This window comes from Pseudoflavonifractor sp. 60 (assembly GCF_009911645.1).
Lineage (GTDB): Bacteria > Bacillota > Clostridia > Oscillospirales > Oscillospiraceae > Lawsonibacter.
Genome location: NZ_QWKI01000048.1, coordinates 1 through 14774, shown reverse-complemented (window position 1 = coordinate 14774; position 14774 = coordinate 1). Strand labels below are relative to the sequence as shown.

Annotated in this window: 20 protein-coding genes; 2 read left to right on the top strand and 18 right to left on the bottom strand. The window is 63.2% G+C overall.

Translation table 11 applies throughout. The features are described from left to right. Positions 1–186: 186 nt before the first annotated feature. Positions 187–1674: a DUF1846 domain-containing protein gene (locus D1646_RS06545; protein WP_160635693.1), complete on the top strand. Its 1488-nt coding sequence runs from the start codon at positions 187–189 to the stop codon at positions 1672–1674. A gap of 44 nt (positions 1675–1718) precedes the next feature. On the opposite strand, the gene D1646_RS06540 is transcribed toward D1646_RS06545, so the two are convergent. From D1646_RS06540 to rpsT, 15 genes are all read right to left on the bottom strand, one after another. Then, positions 1719–1961, bottom strand: coding sequence for a hypothetical protein (locus D1646_RS06540; protein WP_160635692.1), 243 nt, complete (start codon positions 1959–1961; stop codon positions 1719–1721). Between the two features lie 14 nt (positions 1962–1975). Then, positions 1976–2872 carry a hypothetical protein gene (locus D1646_RS06535; protein ID WP_160635691.1) on the bottom strand — a complete coding sequence of 299 codons (897 nt, stop codon included), beginning with the start codon at positions 2870–2872 and terminating at the stop codon, positions 1976–1978. A 121-nt stretch (positions 2873–2993) separates the two neighbouring features. Then, positions 2994–3305 (bottom strand): YbjQ family protein, encoded by a 312-nt coding sequence (locus D1646_RS06530; protein ID WP_160635696.1) that lies wholly within the window; start codon positions 3303–3305, stop codon positions 2994–2996. 247 nt (positions 3306–3552) lie between these two features. After that, entirely contained in the window at positions 3553–3804 is a 252-nt protein-coding gene (locus D1646_RS06525) for a hypothetical protein (RefSeq protein ID WP_160635690.1), read from the bottom strand. Then, a complete protein-coding gene (locus D1646_RS06520) occupies positions 3785–4039 on the bottom strand; it encodes a hypothetical protein (protein ID WP_160635689.1) in 255 nt (84 codons plus the stop codon). Before D1646_RS06520 ends, D1646_RS06525 begins: the two co-directional genes overlap by 20 nt. Then, positions 4023–4187: a hypothetical protein gene (locus D1646_RS06515; RefSeq protein WP_160635688.1), complete on the bottom strand. Its 165-nt coding sequence runs from the start codon at positions 4185–4187 to the stop codon at positions 4023–4025. Before D1646_RS06515 ends, D1646_RS06520 begins: the two co-directional genes overlap by 17 nt. Next, positions 4171–4821, bottom strand: a complete 651-nt coding sequence (locus D1646_RS06510) for a MerR family transcriptional regulator (protein WP_160635687.1) — start codon at positions 4819–4821, stop codon at positions 4171–4173. The genes D1646_RS06515 and D1646_RS06510 overlap by 17 nt, the downstream gene beginning before the upstream one ends. Before the next feature lie 75 nt (positions 4822–4896). Further along, entirely contained in the window at positions 4897–5586 is a 690-nt protein-coding gene (tsaA, locus tag D1646_RS06505; protein WP_201754576.1) for a tRNA (N6-threonylcarbamoyladenosine(37)-N6)-methyltransferase TrmO, read from the bottom strand. Positions 5587–5651: 65 nt separating this feature from the next. Continuing rightward, complete coding sequence (locus D1646_RS06500) at positions 5652–6080, bottom strand: CBS domain-containing protein (protein WP_160635686.1); 429 nt, start codon at positions 6078–6080, stop codon at positions 5652–5654. Between the two features lie 142 nt (positions 6081–6222). After that, positions 6223–7473 carry a pitrilysin family protein gene (locus D1646_RS06495; protein ID WP_160635685.1) on the bottom strand — a complete coding sequence of 417 codons (1251 nt, stop codon included), beginning with the start codon at positions 7471–7473 and terminating at the stop codon, positions 6223–6225. A gap of 397 nt (positions 7474–7870) precedes the next feature. Next, entirely contained in the window at positions 7871–8980 is a 1110-nt protein-coding gene (locus D1646_RS06490) for a PTS sugar transporter subunit IIC (RefSeq protein ID WP_160635684.1), read from the bottom strand. Positions 8981–9348: 368 nt separating this feature from the next. Further along, positions 9349–9534, bottom strand: coding sequence for a hypothetical protein (locus D1646_RS06485; protein ID WP_160635683.1), 186 nt, complete (start codon positions 9532–9534; stop codon positions 9349–9351). Further along, positions 9518–9913: a BrnT family toxin gene (locus D1646_RS06480; RefSeq protein ID WP_243154050.1), complete on the bottom strand. Its 396-nt coding sequence runs from the start codon at positions 9911–9913 to the stop codon at positions 9518–9520. The genes D1646_RS06485 and D1646_RS06480 overlap by 17 nt, the downstream gene beginning before the upstream one ends. 57 nt (positions 9914–9970) lie before the next feature. Further along, complete coding sequence (locus tag D1646_RS06475) at positions 9971–10822, bottom strand: YihY/virulence factor BrkB family protein (protein WP_243154051.1); 852 nt, start codon at positions 10820–10822, stop codon at positions 9971–9973. Between the two features lie 116 nt (positions 10823–10938). Next, positions 10939–11202: a 30S ribosomal protein S20 gene (gene rpsT, locus D1646_RS06470; RefSeq protein WP_160635681.1), complete on the bottom strand. Its 264-nt coding sequence runs from the start codon at positions 11200–11202 to the stop codon at positions 10939–10941. Between the two features lie 198 nt (positions 11203–11400). On the opposite strand from rpsT, the gene gpr reads away from it, so the two are divergent. Beyond that, positions 11401–12291, top strand: coding sequence for a GPR endopeptidase (gene gpr, locus D1646_RS06465; RefSeq protein ID WP_160635680.1), 891 nt, complete (start codon positions 11401–11403; stop codon positions 12289–12291). Between the two features lie 7 nt (positions 12292–12298). Here gpr and D1646_RS06460 read toward each other — a convergent pair whose 3' ends face one another. From D1646_RS06460 to D1646_RS06450, 3 genes are read right to left on the bottom strand one after another with little or no spacing between them, the layout of a single operon-like run. After that, complete coding sequence (locus D1646_RS06460; RefSeq protein ID WP_160635679.1) at positions 12299–12889, bottom strand: ATP-binding cassette domain-containing protein; 591 nt, start codon at positions 12887–12889, stop codon at positions 12299–12301. Next, entirely contained in the window at positions 12886–13668 is a 783-nt protein-coding gene (locus D1646_RS06455; RefSeq protein ID WP_160635678.1) for an ABC transporter permease subunit, read from the bottom strand. Before D1646_RS06455 ends, D1646_RS06460 begins: the two co-directional genes overlap by 4 nt. Next, entirely contained in the window at positions 13655–14731 is a 1077-nt protein-coding gene (locus tag D1646_RS06450; protein ID WP_160635677.1) for an ABC transporter substrate-binding protein, read from the bottom strand. The genes D1646_RS06455 and D1646_RS06450 overlap by 14 nt, the downstream gene beginning before the upstream one ends. Positions 14732–14774 lie beyond the last annotated feature (43 nt).

Below are 14774 nucleotides of genomic sequence, written 5' to 3'. Positions count from 1 at the left end.
GTCCCTGGGAGCACTATCTTCTACCTAAAATTTCAAGTAGAATCAGTGCCTGCAAGTCAATCCCCACCGGCTTCGCCCATTCTCCTGTTTCTTCCAGATAAAACTCTTGACGGTATCCCCGGAAACGATGTAAAATAACTTGAAAAGTGTTGGAATCCCACGGGAAGAGAGAAGGAGAAGGGGAACATGGTAAAACGCGGCTTTGACAACGAGAAATATTTGACGACCCAGTCCCAGCACATCCGGGACCGCATCGCCCAATTTGGGGGCAAACTGTATCTGGAGTTCGGGGGGAAGCTGTTTGACGACTACCACGCCGCCCGGGTCCTCCCGGGGTTTGAGCCGGACAGCAAGCTGCGGATGCTGGAGCAGCTGAAGGACAAGGCGGAGATCATCATTGCCATCAACGCCGGGGACATTGAGAAGAACAAGGTGCGGGGGGACCTGGGCATCACCTACGACAGCGACGTCCTCCGGCTCATTGACCAGTTCCGGAGCCGGGGGCTGTATGTGGGCAGCGTGGTGGTCACCCGGTACACCGGACAGCCCGCCGCCGACGCCTTCCAGGGGCGGCTGGAGCAGCTGGGGCTGCGGGTCTACCGTCACTACCCCATCGAGGGCTACCCCCACAACATCTCCAAAATCGTCAGCGACGAGGGCTATGGCCGCAACGACTACATTGAGACCAGCAGCCCCCTGGTGGTGGTCACCGCCCCCGGCCCGGGCAGCGGGAAAATGGCCGCCTGTCTCAGCCAGCTCTACCACGAGAACAAGCGGGGGGTCGTGGCGGGCTACGCCAAGTTCGAGACCTTCCCCATCTGGAACCTGCCCCTGAAGCACCCGGTCAACCTGGCCTACGAGGCCGCCACCGCCGACCTGGACGACGTGAACATGATCGACCCCTTCCACCTCCAGGCCTACGGCGAGACCACGGTGAACTACAACCGGGACGTGGAGGTCTTCCCCGTGCTGGCCGCCATGTTCGAGAAGATCACCGGCTCCTGTCCCTACCAGTCCCCCACCGACATGGGGGTCAATATGGCGGGCAGCTGCATTTTCGACGACGGGGCCTGTCAGGAGGCCGCCCGGCAGGAGATCGTCCGCCGGTACTACGACGCCGTCTGTGAGCGCCGCCAAGGCAGGGGCTCCGACTCGGCGGTGTACAAGCTGGAGCTGCTCATGCAGCAGGCGGGGGTGACCGCGGATATCCGCCCGGTGGTGGCCCGGGCCAATGAGCTGGCGCAGGCCACCGGCGAACCGGCAATGGCCATCCAGCTTGCCGACGGCTCCCTTGTGGACGGCAAGACCTCTGAGCTTATGGGCTGCTCCGCCGCCGCCCTGCTCAACGCCCTGAAACAGCTGTCCCACGCGGGGGGACACGGGGTCCACCTCATTGCCCAGTCGGCCATTGAGCCCATTCAGACCGTCAAGGTCCAGTACCTGGGCTCCGCCAATCCCCGCCTCCACAGCGACGAGGTGCTCATCGCCCTGGCCGCCTCCGCCAGCCTGGACCCCAAGGCCGCCCAGGCTCTGGAGCAGCTGGCCGCCCTCCAGGGGTGTCAGGCTCACTGCTCGGTGATCCTCTCCCCGGCGGACGCCACGACCTATAAAAGGCTGGGCCTCCAGCTTACCTGTGAGCCCAAATATCAGACCAACAAACTGTACCACCGATAAAAAGCAGCCCTTCCAGCGGTCTCTCCGCCGGAGGGGCTGTTTCGTTATGATTCTTTTCCGGTGAGCCGGTTCCACTCTTTTGTCCGCTGCTCCTTCGCCCAGTCCTTGGTCCACATCTCCGGCTGCTTCACATAGGCGCGCACCACACTGCCGCAGCTTATGCACACCTGATGAAACAGCTTCTGACTCCGAAAGGGATACCGGGAGACGGTCAGATCGGTGATGGGAACGGAGGACGCCTCTACAAATTCTGTTCCGCCGCAGAAGGGACAGACCTCAAGCGCCACGACCCAATCCCTCTCTATTTCAGAATATCCAGCTGCTTGTACCTGGCCAGCCGCTGTCCCGCCTGCTCCCAGACCAGGGGGGCGCAGATAAAGTCGTAGTCGCTCCAAATGCGCTGGAGCTCCGCCTGGACCTGGGGGGCCTCCTCCGGCCTGCCGCCCAGGGTGCGCACATAGTAGTCGGGCAGAAGGGTGCAGCCCACCATCTCGCTTCCGGCGGCGGGCAGCTCCTCGACCCCCTGGCTCAGGGCGGCCAGCAGACGCAGGTGGTTGTCGATGTAGTCGTTGAGCTCCAGGTGGACCCCCATCATGCCGTTGAGGTCGAAGACCTGGAAGGGGGCGCCGCCGGGGACGTCAATCTGGCCGCCGCCGAAGAAAGCCTCCGAGTCCCCCAGCTGGTACAGCTCATTACAGACGTCCATCAGGCGCTGGTAGTCCTCCTGGGAGGGGGGCGTCTGGAGGGAGCGGAACATCATATCCACCGCCCAGCCCAGCTCCCCCAGCACCTGACAGCCGGGCAGACGGGCCAGCCGCTCCCCCAGCTTAACCAGCCGGGCAATGGACATCAGCCCCCACACGCGGATACGGGGATCGCTCAGCTCCTCCGCCTTCTGTTCGATCTCGGCGGGGACCGCGTTATACAGCAGCCCCTCCTCCTCCAGCTGGCCGATCCGCTCGGAGCAGTCGTCAATGATCCGGTTCCCCACCTTCTCGTAGATCGCATCCTGGGCGCTGTAAATGGTATCCGCCCGGTGAAGCCACAGCTGGGCCCGGTTCAGATCCCCCTGGTCCATGGCGGCAGTCCCCATCTCGTAGTAGGCCTTGGCCAATCCCGCCCAATCCTGCTTCTGCTGGAGGCCGGCCAGCCTGTCCCCGGGGCTCTTGGCCTCCTTCTTCCCAAATAAACCAAACATGGCAGTTCATCTCCTATCCCATTTTTGAAAGTCCTGCCCCCATTATAAGCCTGTTTGGATATCAGGTCAACTGAAAAAGCCCTCAGCGGAGGGGAAATTCCGCTGAGAGCAGGCGTGGATTTTATTGGAACCGCACCGCAGTGCCGTAGGCGATGACCTCGGCGGCCCCCTGCATCACGGCGGAGGACCCGTAGCGGATGTTGATGACCGCGTCGGCCCCCAGCTTCTCGGCCTCGTCCACCATACGCTTAACGGCGATCTGGCGGGCCTCGTTGAGCATCTCGGTATATCCGGTGATCTCGCCGCCCACCAGGGTCTTCATGCCGGCCATAAAGTCCTTGCCGAAGTTCTTGGACTGGACCACGGTACCCTTCACCATGCCCAGCACCTCAAGTTCCTTCCCGGGGATATAGTCAATGTTTACCAGCATCATAATGTTTTCCTCCTTATACAATGTCACAGAATCAATATTTTCCAGAGCGTCCAGCTCTTGAAACCGCTGCTTCAGCGCCAACAGGACGGGGAACACCAGCCCGGCGCAGAGCAGTGCCAGAGCCGCGAACAGCAGAAACAGCCACCGGGGCAGACCTGGGATCAGGCACAGCGTCCAGAAGCCGATGACGCAGGCCGCCTGGAGCAGGCCGAAGAGCACCACTCCAATCACCGCCCCCCGCTTCGCCTTAGTATTTCCGCGCTTCATTCAGTTCTCCCTTCTCGATCTCCCGCACCCGCTGCCCCAGGGCGGCGAAGGTGAAGGGGATAGTGATCAGATCGGTCACAGCCAGAAGGAGCAGCAGTCCGCGCAGCCAGCCGGTCTGGGTCACCGACCGCAGGTAGAGCAGCACCCCCACCGCCATCAGCTGGAGCAGTGTGCTGAGGACCACCGACCGCACCGCCGCCCGCTTCTCCTGGTCAGTACTTTTTGGCCTCATCCTCTTCCCCTTTCTGGATCTCCTTCCACCGCTGGAACAGGGCGATGATGACCCCCGCCGCCACGGCCAGATACATCAGGGCCACGCACAAAATCAAGCCGGTGGTGAAGGGCTCAGTAAAGCTGCCGAAGTATTCGGACAGCATGGCCCCGGTGAGCAGGAACATGAACCCGGCCACCAGAATGGTGACCACCACCGCCCCGCCGAAGCCCTTTCCGTCAGTAGTTTTTCGCATCCGCCAGCTCCCCCTTTCTCAGCTCCTCCCGCCGCTGGAGCAGGGTTCCAAGAAACACCAGCCCCAGAGGCAGAAGCAGCAGCCCGCCGGTGAGGAGGGTTAGCGCCGCCCCTCCCGCCCAGTATACAGTGTCAGTAGTTTTTCGCATCGTCTTCCTCTCCTTTCTGAATTTCCCGGATCCGCTGGAACAGGGCCAGCAGCACCCCCAGAATCACAACGGCGGGGAGGGCCACCAGCACCGCCGCCAGGGCCAGAGGAGGGGCGTCGGCGGGGTCGGCGGCAAAGCCCCAGATCATCAGCCCGATGACCCCCGCCATCAGCAGGGTTGTCAGCAGGGCCATCACCACCGCTCCAGCGTAGCGCACCGGCTTCAGGTCGTTTTTCTGCTTGTCCTGGAAGACGGTCCCCTTCTGCTCCAGCTGCTCCATCTCCTCCAGAAGGGCGGCGGCGTCCAGGCTGTCCAGCCGCTCCTCCCGGTCCTTCAGGCCGGCGCACAGCTGAATGGACTGCTCCAGACTGCGCCGCTCCCGCTCCAGGGTCACCAGGTGGCGGCGCATCCCGTCGGCCACCGTGCCCCCGGCCTGCATCCGCCGGATCTCCTCCAGGGGCACGCCCAGCTTGCGCATCAGCTTGATCTGGCGCAGAATGGCCACGTCCCCCTCGCTGTAGTCCCGGTAGCCGTTGGAGCTGTCCCGCCGGGGGGAGAGCAGGCCCTGTTCCTCGTAAAAGCGGATGTTCTTCTTGGTAATGCCCACCTGGGCCTCCACCTCATTGATTTTCACATTCCTCACCTCCTCTGTCCGCCTCTACTCTACACCTTCCACAAGGGGGAAGGTCAAGACTTTTTTATAGTTTTTTCACCTTCCAGCGGGTGGAAGGTCAATTTCCGCCACCGTCAGCCGGTTTTCCTCCACCTGAAAGCGCACCTCCAGCCCGGCGAAGGTCATGCCGTAGACCCGGGTGGGGTCGCTCTGATACTGGGGCCGGGGGTCCTGGGCCAGGACGGCCAGCAGGGCGGCCCGCTTCTCCTCCGGGACACTGCGCAGCAGCTCCGGGGGGCAGTCCACCGTCAGCTCCGCCTCCTTGGGCTGAGCGGCAAAGCCTCCCACCGCCGCCGGCTTGCAGTCGGCGTAGGGCAGGTAGGGCTTGATATCGTAGATGGGGCTGCCGTCCATCAGATCGGCCCCCGCCACCGTGAGCACCGGCCCCAGCTCTCGGTCCTGGCCCACCTCCACCAGGCGGACGCAGGACAGACCAATGGGATTGGGCCGGAAGGGGGACCGGGTGGCGAACACCCCCAGCCGCTGATTGCCCCCCAGCCGGGGCGGCCGGACGGTGGGGGACCAGCTCTCCCGCCGGGCCTTGGAGAACTCCCAGATCAGCCAGATATGGGAAAAGCCCTCCAGTCCCCGCAGAGCGCTGAGGTCCCGAAATGGGGGCTCAAAGATGACCGTGGCGGTGAGCTCCTCCACCAGGCCGCTCTGCCGGGGAATGCCGAACTTCTCCCCGAAGTCGCTGCGGATATGGGCAATGGGGGAAAACTCCATAAAAATCCCTCCTGTACCTGTGACAATGCAATCACATTATACGATACAGAAGGGAATTTGTCCAATCAACGGACGATGATATTTTCGGAAATCTCGCTGAGGGCCTGGGCGGCCTCCATGTCGAACCGGCCGCTGCGGGCCAGGTCGGACAGGGAGATCACCCCCACCAGACGGCCCTCCTCCACCACCGGCAGGCGGCGCACCTGGTGCAGCGCCATGAGACGGGTCGCCTCCCGGCAGTCGTCCTCGGGGGCCACGGTGGCGCACCGGCGCGTCATAATGTCCCGCACCGGAGTCTGGGCCGGGTCCTCCTCAGCGGCCACGCACCGCAGTACAATGTCCCGGTCGGTGACCATCCCCCGCAGGCAGCCGTCGGAGCCGCACACCGGCAGCGCCCCCACGTTGTGCCTGCTGATGAGCCGGGCCGCCAGAGCCGCCGTGGAGGTGGGTTCCACCGTCACCGCGCTGGGATTCATCAAATCCTTTACCTGCATGAAACCAACCCCTTCGTGAAAATATGGCTTACTGCCATTGTGCCCGAAGGGGCGGCATTTTATCCCCAGACATAGCCCCTGTCAAGCTCCCTGCAAAAAAACCGGTTTTGCAGGGGAAATTTTTTAAAAAAGAAGGGCGGCTTCACCCGCGGAGGAGGGCGGCGTAGTCCTGGGCGGAGCCGACGCGGCCCACAGCGGAGAGGGCGGCCTGCTCCATCCGGAAGAGCTCGTCGGCCAGAGCTTGCAGCTGCTCCCGGGTCACGGCGTCGTAGAGCTCCAATATTTCCTGGGTCTCCCGGACCCGGTTATAGAGGAGGGCGGAGGCCCCCATATTCCCCATGCGGGAGTGGACGGACTCGCTGCCCATGAGCAGATTGGCCTTGGCCTGCTCCCGGACCCGGTCCACCTCCTCCTGGGTGGGACCGTGCTCCGCCAGCTCCGCCGTCACCTGGCGGACTGCCTCCAGCGCCGGGCCCTCCTGGTCCGGACTGACGGCGGTGTAAATGCCCATCAGCCCGGTATCGGCGTGGTCCGATATATAGGAGTACACCGAGTAGCACAGCCCCCGCTTCTCCCGCAGCTCCTGGAACAGCCGGGAGGAGCAGCCGCCCCCCAGCAGTGAGTTGAACAGCAGCACCTGGGGCCGGCGGGGGTCCAGATAGGAGGGGGCGGGGAAGGCCAGGATCAGGTGGTTTTGCTCAATGGCTTTCCGCTTCACGGTCACCGCCGGACGGTAGGCGGCAGCCTTGACCTGGGGTACAGGGCCAGAGGGCAGCGCGGCCAGCAGCTCCCTCAGCCGCTCCGCCTGCGCCTGGGAGAAGCTCCCCGCCAGGGCGGCCACGATGACTCCCGCGTGGTAGTGCTCCCGCTGCCAGGCCCGCAGCCAGTCCCCGTCCATCCTGACCAGGGTCGATTCCTTCCCCAGTATGGGCCGGGCCAGAGGGGTCCCCTTGTACACCGCCGCCGCCAGCCGCTCAGACACCAGGTCCTCGGGGGTGTCCTCGTACATCCCGATTTCCCCCAGAATCACCCCGCGCTCCATCTCCGTATCCTCCTGGTCGAACCGGGAGTGGAAGAGCATATCCTCCAAAATGTCCAGCCCCTGGTCCAGATGGCTGTCCAGGGCGCGGACATGAAAACAGGTGTGCTCCTTGGTGGTGTAGGCGTTGAGCTGGCCGCCAATGGCGTCGATGTCTCGGGCCAGCTGGGCGGCTGTGCGGCGCCGGGTCCCCTTGAACAGCATATGTTCAATGAAGTGAGAGGCCCCGTTCTCCCTGGCGCTCTCGTGGCGGGAGCCAACCCCCACAAAGAAGCCCAGGGCGGCAGAGCGGACGTTGGGGACCTCCTCCAGCAGCAGCCGCGCGCCGTTGGGCAGATTGATCTGTTGGTGCATTGATACCCTCCTGACTGTGGTTTTTCTTTAGTATACCACAAACAGAGGCAAACGTCCATCCATGACGAAAGGGGCAATTTCATTTGTAAAGTGTCTTTCGCAGGATGCGGCAGCCCTGGCACACCGCTCCATCAAACCCTGTGAAGCATGGTCCATCCCCCGTCCCGCCCGCAGGCAGCCTGGCCCCTTTGAAAAGGGGCGGAGCGGTGCGGTGGGGATTGACCTGCTGGCACTGCTTCGACTGGAAATCTGAAATAGAAGCAGTCGTCCTACGACAATCCCCCGCCCTCGCTTCGCTCAGGCACCCCCTTTCAAAAGGGGGCAAGCGGCTGCGCCGCTTGTTTTGCCCTGCTTCGCAGGGCCCTAAAAGCGGCAGATCAATTGTATGGAAAGGGCGTCACTGGGGCAGGGTCAGGTCGCCCTCCTTGATCCATCCGGCTCTGCGGCACAGCTCACAGAAGACCACCGACAGCAGAGCGGGGAGTACGAAGGAGATGAGGATCAGGCCGGCCCAGTCCATAGCGCCGGGGACGATGGCGGCGGCCCCGTTTTCCAGGGCGGCGGCGCTGGGGGACAGCCAGCCGGTCCACACCCCCAGCTGTCCGCACAGGCCGCAGGTACCCATGCCGGAGTTAATGGCGGCGCCGTTCATCTCCAGCTGAAACAGGCAGGTGGCGATGGGGCCGGTGATGGCGGAGGCCAGGGTGGGCGGAATCCAGACCCGGGGATTTTTCACGATATTGGGCATTTGCAGCATGGAGGTACCCAGTCCCTGGGACACCAGCCCGCCCCAGCCGTTCTCCTTGAAGGACATAACGGCGAAGCCCACCATCTGGGCACAGCAGCCGGCCACAGCGGCCCCTCCGGCCAGCCCCGTCAGCCCCAGCACCGAGCAGATGGCCGCCGAGGAGATGGGCAGGGTCAGGGCAACGCCCACCAGCACCGACACCAGGATCCCCATCAGGAGGGGCTGGAGCACGGTAGCCCGCATAATCAGGCCCCCGAAGGCGCTGGCCGCCTTGCCGATGGGGGGCGCGATGACCCAGGCCGCGCCGACGCCGATGAGGATAGTGACAATGGGGGTCACCAGAATGTCCACCTTGGTCTCCTTGCTCACCGCCTTCCCGCACTCGGCGGCGATGATGGCCACAAACAGCACGGCCAGCGGCCCCCCCGCTCCACCGAGAGCGTTGCAGGCGTAGCCCACAGTGACCAGGGAGAAGAGCACCATGGGAGGGGCCTGGAGGGCATAGCCGATGGCCACTGCCATAGCAGAGCCGCTCATAAAGGAGGCCAGGCCGCCCACGGTGTAGCCCACATCGTTAATTTTAATGATCTGGGCGGTGAGAAAGCCGATATGGAACTGACTGCCCAGGGTGTTCAGGATGGTACCGATGAGCAGGGAGCAGAACAGTCCCTGGGCCATAGCCCCCAGGGCGTCGATGCCGTAGCGCCGGGCGGAGACTACAATGTTTTTTCGCTTGAGAAATTCCTTCATTTCCATCACCTTTTCTGTATTCTCCCCCGGGCGGGGGAGGACGAGTGGAATAAGCCATGCAGCTGTCAAGACACCTGTATGGCTTATTATAGCGGCTGAATGGAATTTGTCAAGGGGGATTCTCAGGGGGCCTTTCATTCGTAAGGTATCTTTCGCAGGGCGGGGCTCCCGCGAAGCGGGTGGGGATTGACTGGCAGGCATTATTTCGACTTAAAATCTGAGGTAGAAGATAGTGCTCCCAGGGACAATCCCCCGCCCCAGTATGTATTTCTTGTTCGGAACCCATTAGGGCATAAAAAACACCCCACTTGTTATTCAGTATACCACACTGTCTAACAAACGGGGTGCAGTTCAATTGCGTTGGGCTCATTTTGTAATTAATTTATCGTGCGCTTAACCGGATTCACCCGGCGGAATCTTCGTGCCTGCTCCGGCGTAATCTCCGGACAGTCCTCGTCAAACGTGATAGGCATGGCCCGAGCTCGTTCCAGTTCCTCCAGCTCCTGCTGAGTTAATTCCAGACTTTCAAGTTCTTCTTGGGTCAAATCAGTGATATTTACCATAGTAGACACCCCTTTCAAAGTTTGTAGCCAAACGTGCGGAAATGAGCCGGGTCACCTCACGAAACACACCGTTATCATCTATTATGTTTCTCTCTGTATAAACTACAAATAGAATGTCACTCATTTTATACACATTTTTACGCAGATTTCCAATAGCCACAGAAATTCCGGCTGAAATATCCCCTATTGTATTATAGCGGTCCTCATCTCCGCTGTGGACTGCGTCATAAAGTTCAATACGGTCATAGTCAAAAAATATGCGCGCCGCACTCTTGAAGGAAATGCCGTGTTTCTCAATATTCTTTCTGTTTTTCTCTGAATCATACTCAAAAAGCATACCACCCATCTCAAATCGTACAGTTGCTTGTGTGTCCTCCATGGTCTAAAGCGCCCCCTTCTCGTGTAATAGTATATCACATAGTTCGAGAAAAGGAAATCATTTTCCTCTCATACGCTCCTCCAGCACTCTCCCCACCACGGCCCCCAGCAGCAGAATATTGCCGCACAGGTAGAGCCACACCAGCAGGATAATCAGGGAGGCCAGGGAGCCGTAGACCAGGGCGTACCGGGAGGACATACCGATAAATCCGGAGAACAGCACCGACGCCGCCACCATAGCCAGGGCGGCCAGCACCGAGGACAGCAGGACGATCCGGGTCCGCATTGCCCGTTTGGGAGTTCCGGCCCGGTAGATGATGAGCACCAGCAGCAGCACGAAGCAGAACAGCAGCAGGTAGCGCATCCACTGCCACAGTCCGGACAGGGGCGGGATCAGCTCCGCCAGCCCCCGGGGCAGGTGCTCCTCCAGCAGCCAGAAGAACCACTCGCCGGTGAAGATGACCACCACCGACAGGTAGACGGTAAGGAGGAACAGGGCCGACAGCGCCACACTGGTCAGGACCCGCCGGAGGACGGGGACACTGTGCCGGCTGTGGAGGCTGTCCATAGCGGCCAGCAGGGTACGCAGTCCCGCGGAGGCGGAGACCAGGATGGTAATCAGGCTGGCCCACAGCAGAGCCGGAGACTGGCTGGCGGAGACATAGCGCAGGTAGTCGGTCATCACCAGCAGGGCCCCGGCGGGCAAGAGCTGGTCCAGGGAGCTCAGCAGGTGCTCCAGGTCCAGGTGGAACAGGCCGATCAGGTAGTTGACGCACACCAGCAGGGGGAACAGGGTCAGCGTCAGGAAGTAGGACAGCGCCGCCGCCCACCGGGGCGCTCCCACCTGCATAAACAGCTGCGCCGTCTCCACTGCGAAGGAGAGCGGCGGAAAGGAGAGCAGCTTTTTCATCACGTCCCGGGCCCCCTGTCCTCTCAGTCTGTCGGGATAAGCTTACCACATCTCTCCCGTCGAAACAAACACGAAAAAAGCCGTCTGTCAGTTCAGACGGCTTTCCTTTCGCGCATTTAAGCCAGCTTGCTCAGCTTCAGTGTCATCTTGCTCTTCTTGTTGGCAGCGTTGTTGCGGTGCAGCAGACCCTTGGCAGCGGCCTTATCCACCGCCTTGACGGCCACCTTGTAAGCGACATCGGCCTCGCTGCGGTTGCCTTCCGCCACCGCGGCTTCAAACTTCTTGATGTCGGTCTTCAGCGCGGATCTCGCGGCCTTGTTCTGCGCGGCCTTGGTCTGAGCGACCAGAACGCGCTTCTTGGCAGACTTAATATTCGGCAAACCAAACACCTCCTCCGATCTTCCTCTTTAATTTAGGTGATTACACACCCACGCAGATTTGTATTGTACCATCAACCCCTAAAAAAATCAACTGTTTTTTCAAATTTTTTCTGGGCGGGGGATAGTTTTTTCCAATGCCGCAAAAAATAGGGCGAGCGGGGATTTTTTCCTTGGCATATCGTATAAGGAGGAGAGGCCATGCGGATGCGTCGGACCGACCTGGCGCTGGAGGCCAGAGAGCTGTGGCAGGAGGGGGCGGAGCGGACGGACGCTCTGCCGGGCGTGGAGGCCTGGGAGAGCCTGCGGGAGGGCATTCCGGTGAGCACGGTGCAGGTGCTGGACCAGGCGGGGGAGCGGGCGCTGGGCAAGCCCAGGGGGCGCTATGTGACCCTGACTCTGGAGGGGCTGGCCAGCCGGGCGGAGGACATTTTTTCCCGCAGCGTCCACGCGGTGGCGGCGGAGCTGACCCAACTGATGGCGGACCTCCCCCAAAACGGCCTGGTGCTGGTGGCGGGGCTGGGCAACCGGGCCATAACTCCCGACGCCATTGGCCCCAAGGTGCGCCAGCACACTCTGGTGACCCGCCACTTGGTGCGCCAGATGCCGGAGCACTTCGGCGCTCTGCGGCCGGTGGCCTCGGTGGCGGCGGAGGTGCTGGGGGAGACCGGCGTGGAAAGCGGCGAGCTGGTGCGGGCGGTGTGCGAGAAGCTCCGGCCCGCCTGCGTGGTGGCGGTGGACGCCCTGGCCTCCCGGTCGCTGAAGCGGCTGTGCCGGACGGTCCAGCTGGCCGACACGGGCATCACCCCGGGCTCCGGCGTGGGCAACCACCGCATGGGTCTGACCCGGGAGAGCCTGGGGGTCCCGGTCATTGCCGTGGGGGTCCCCACGGTGGTGGACGGCGCAACCCTGGCCGCCGACCTGCTGGGCACCGACGACCTGCCCAATCTGGAGGGGGACAGCAGTCTGCTGGTGACCCCCAAGGACATTGACAGCCAGGTCAGCGACCTGTCCAAGGTGGTGGGCTACGGCCTGAGCATGGCCCTCCAGCCCGGCATGGCCCTGGAGGAGCTGGAGCTGCTGCTGAGCTGAGGGCTCCTCATCGGGGCTCCAAAGCGCGCAGGGGCGGGCCCTCCAGCCAGACGGTCCGGTCCGCCCTCTCCAGCACCGCCTCCTCGTGGCTGACCAGAAGGACGGGGGCAGGCAGCGCCCTCAGCCGCTCCAGGATCCGCAGGGCCCGGGGCAGGTCAACCCCGGCAAAGGGCTCATCCAGCAGGTAGAGTCTGGCCTCCAGCGCCAGGCACCGGGCCAGAGCCAGCCGCCGGCCCATCCCCCCGGACAGGGCGGAGGGATAGCGCCCCCCCTCCCCTTCCAGCTCCGCCAGGGCCAGCAGCTCCGGGACCCGGTCCCAGCGGCGGCGGGGCAGTACATCGGTGAGGTGCTGCTCCACTCGCCGCCACTGGAGCAGCCGGTCCTCCTGAAAGAGGATGGCGGTTTCCCCGGGGACAATCCCCGAGATGGTCCCCCCTTGGAGTTCCTCCAGTCCGGCCAGGACCCGCAGCAGAGTGGTTTTGCCGCAGCCCGAGGGGCCGCTGAGGGCGGTGACCCCCCGCTCCGGAATTTTTAGGGAAAATCCATCCAGCACGGCCCGCTCCCCATAGGCGGCCCGCAGGTCCTTGCAGACGATCATCCGTGCCGCCCCCTTCCCCAGCGGCCCAGGCAGGCCCGGAGAAGGCGCTCCAGCACCATGCTCAGGGCCACCGTCACCGCCGTCCAGGCGAAGAGCTCCGGGATATCCAGATAGTACTTGGTGTAGTAGATCCGCTGGCCCAGGGAGGGCTCCGGCAGACAGAGTACCTCCGCCGCGACCCCCGACTTCCAGGCCAAGCCGGTGGCGGTGGTGAGGGCGGAGAGGAGCTGGGGCCGCAGGGAGGGCAGGTAGATGAGGGCCGCCGTCTTCCACCGGGAGAAGCGGTAGCACCGGGCCAGCTCCAGCAGCTTGGGGTCCGCCGCCTGAATGCCCCGGGACAGGCTGTCCCACACCACGGGCATCACCATCAGGGCGGCGATGACGGCGGGGACCTTGTTCCGGCCCGTCCACAGCAGCACCAGCAGAATGAAGGAGGCCACCGGCGCCGCCCGGACAACCCGGATGGCGGGGGAGAGCAGCCGGTCGGCCCAGGGGGAGGCGCAGGTGAGCACCGCCAGCAGCGCCCCCAGCGCCAGGCCCCAGACCAGTCCCACTCCAATCCGCCCCAGCGAGGTCAGCACCGTGGTCCAGAAGCCCTCTGTCCCCGCCAGGGAGACCAGGACCCGCCACACGGAGAGGGGGTAGGGCAGCAGCAGCTCGTTCCCCCGCCCGCCCAGGCGGTGGTCCACCAAAAAGGCGCAGCCCTGCCAGACCCCCAACCAGAAGATGGGGGCCGGCAGGGCATATAACAGCTTTTTCAGGTACTTAGGACACTCCATAGTAGAAGGAGTCGTAGGGCAGGCCGCCGCCGATGGACTTGGGCTCCACCTGGAAGAGGATGGTGTAGTAGTCCTCCAGCATGTCCCGCATCTCCTGGCCGGTAATCAGAGTCAGGGCGCACTGGGGGATGGCCTTCTCCGCCACCTTCTCGCTGGGGAGAATGCCCAGCTCCACCGCCAGACTGCCCGCGCCCTCCCCCTCCATGAAGGAGATGGAATCGCCGTACAAATCGAGGAACGCCTCAATCACGGCGGGGTCGCTGTCCTCAATGAACTGGGCCCGGGCCACCAGACAGCCCATGGGCAGCTCAGTGCCCTCCAGGTCCTTCCAGGCGTCGGACAGGGAGACCGCCTCCCGGACGGCGCTGTCCTGGACCATCAGGGCGGTGGCGGCGGGGACGGGGAGCATACAAATGCCGGAGTCAGAGGAGGTGAGCTTGGCGGTGATCTCCTGGGGAGTCAGCCACTCAATGTTCACCTCAGCGGGGTCCACACCGTTTCCGGTGAGCAGGTGGTTGAGGATGTGCTCCGGATTGGCCCCCTTGGTGTTGGAGGGGCAGTACAGGGTCTTGCCCGCCAGGTCGGCCATAGAGTGGACGGTGTCCCCCTTCTCCAGAATATAGAGGACACCCAGGGTGTTGATGGCCAGCACCTGAATGCTCCCCTCGTTCTTGGCGGACAGCACGGCGGCGGCGTTGGTGGCAATGGCAGCAATGTCCACGGTGCCGTTGGTCAGGGCGGCCTGGACCTCGGTGTTGTCGGTGACAATGGTGCTGTCCAGGACAAAGGGCATCCCCTCAAAGCGGTTCTCCGCCGAGTAGGAGTCCATCAGCCAGGACGCCCCCACCCCGGTGGGTCCGGAGAGAGCCATAAAGCGGATGGCGGGGACTTCCGTCTCCGGGGTTGACTGACCGGCAGAGCTGTCCTGGCCGGAGCCGTCCTGGCTGGAGGCGGAGCCCGGCGCGGAGGAGCTGGAGCCTCCGGCGGGGGTCTTGGGGCCGCAGCCCGCCAGCAAAGACAGGGCCAGAGCCGCGGTGAGGAGCAGCGAGAGGGTTCGTTTCATAAAAATCTTCCTTTCTTCCCATTGGGAAATGTTTGCAGGGCCA

Excerpts from the sequence above, each read along its gene's own strand:
- D1646_RS06460 (WP_160635679.1), bottom strand. The coding sequence starts at position 12,889 with ATGATCGTCTGCAAGGACCTGCGGGCCGCCTATGGGGAGCGGGCCGTG.
- D1646_RS06525 (WP_160635690.1), bottom strand. The coding sequence starts at position 3,804 with ATGAGGCCAAAAAGTACTGACCAGGAGAAGCGGGCGGCGGTGCGGTCG.
- D1646_RS06530 (WP_160635696.1), bottom strand. The coding sequence starts at position 3,305 with ATGATGCTGGTAAACATTGACTATATCCCCGGGAAGGAACTTGAGGTG.
- gpr (WP_160635680.1), top strand. The coding sequence starts at position 11,401 with ATGCGGATGCGTCGGACCGACCTGGCGCTGGAGGCCAGAGAGCTGTGG.
- D1646_RS06495 (WP_160635685.1), bottom strand. The coding sequence starts at position 7,473 with ATGCACCAACAGATCAATCTGCCCAACGGCGCGCGGCTGCTGCTGGAG.
- D1646_RS06485 (WP_160635683.1), bottom strand. The coding sequence starts at position 9,534 with ATGGTAAATATCACTGATTTGACCCAAGAAGAACTTGAAAGTCTGGAA.
- D1646_RS06520 (WP_160635689.1), bottom strand. The coding sequence starts at position 4,039 with ATGCGAAAAACTACTGACGGAAAGGGCTTCGGCGGGGCGGTGGTGGTC.
- D1646_RS06475 (WP_243154051.1), bottom strand. The coding sequence starts at position 10,822 with ATGAAAAAGCTGCTCTCCTTTCCGCCGCTCTCCTTCGCAGTGGAGACG.
- D1646_RS06535 (WP_160635691.1), bottom strand. The coding sequence starts at position 2,872 with ATGTTTGGTTTATTTGGGAAGAAGGAGGCCAAGAGCCCCGGGGACAGG.
- D1646_RS06450 (WP_160635677.1), bottom strand. The coding sequence starts at position 14,731 with ATGAAACGAACCCTCTCGCTGCTCCTCACCGCGGCTCTGGCCCTGTCT.
- D1646_RS06455 (WP_160635678.1), bottom strand. The coding sequence starts at position 13,668 with ATGGAGTGTCCTAAGTACCTGAAAAAGCTGTTATATGCCCTGCCGGCC.
- tsaA (WP_201754576.1), bottom strand. The coding sequence starts at position 5,586 with ATGGAGTTTTCCCCCATTGCCCATATCCGCAGCGACTTCGGGGAGAAG.
- D1646_RS06480 (WP_243154050.1), bottom strand. The coding sequence starts at position 9,913 with ATGGAGGACACACAAGCAACTGTACGATTTGAGATGGGTGGTATGCTT.
- D1646_RS06545 (WP_160635693.1), top strand. The coding sequence starts at position 187 with ATGGTAAAACGCGGCTTTGACAACGAGAAATATTTGACGACCCAGTCC.
- D1646_RS06515 (WP_160635688.1), bottom strand. The coding sequence starts at position 4,187 with ATGCGAAAAACTACTGACACTGTATACTGGGCGGGAGGGGCGGCGCTA.
- D1646_RS06500 (WP_160635686.1), bottom strand. The coding sequence starts at position 6,080 with ATGCAGGTAAAGGATTTGATGAATCCCAGCGCGGTGACGGTGGAACCC.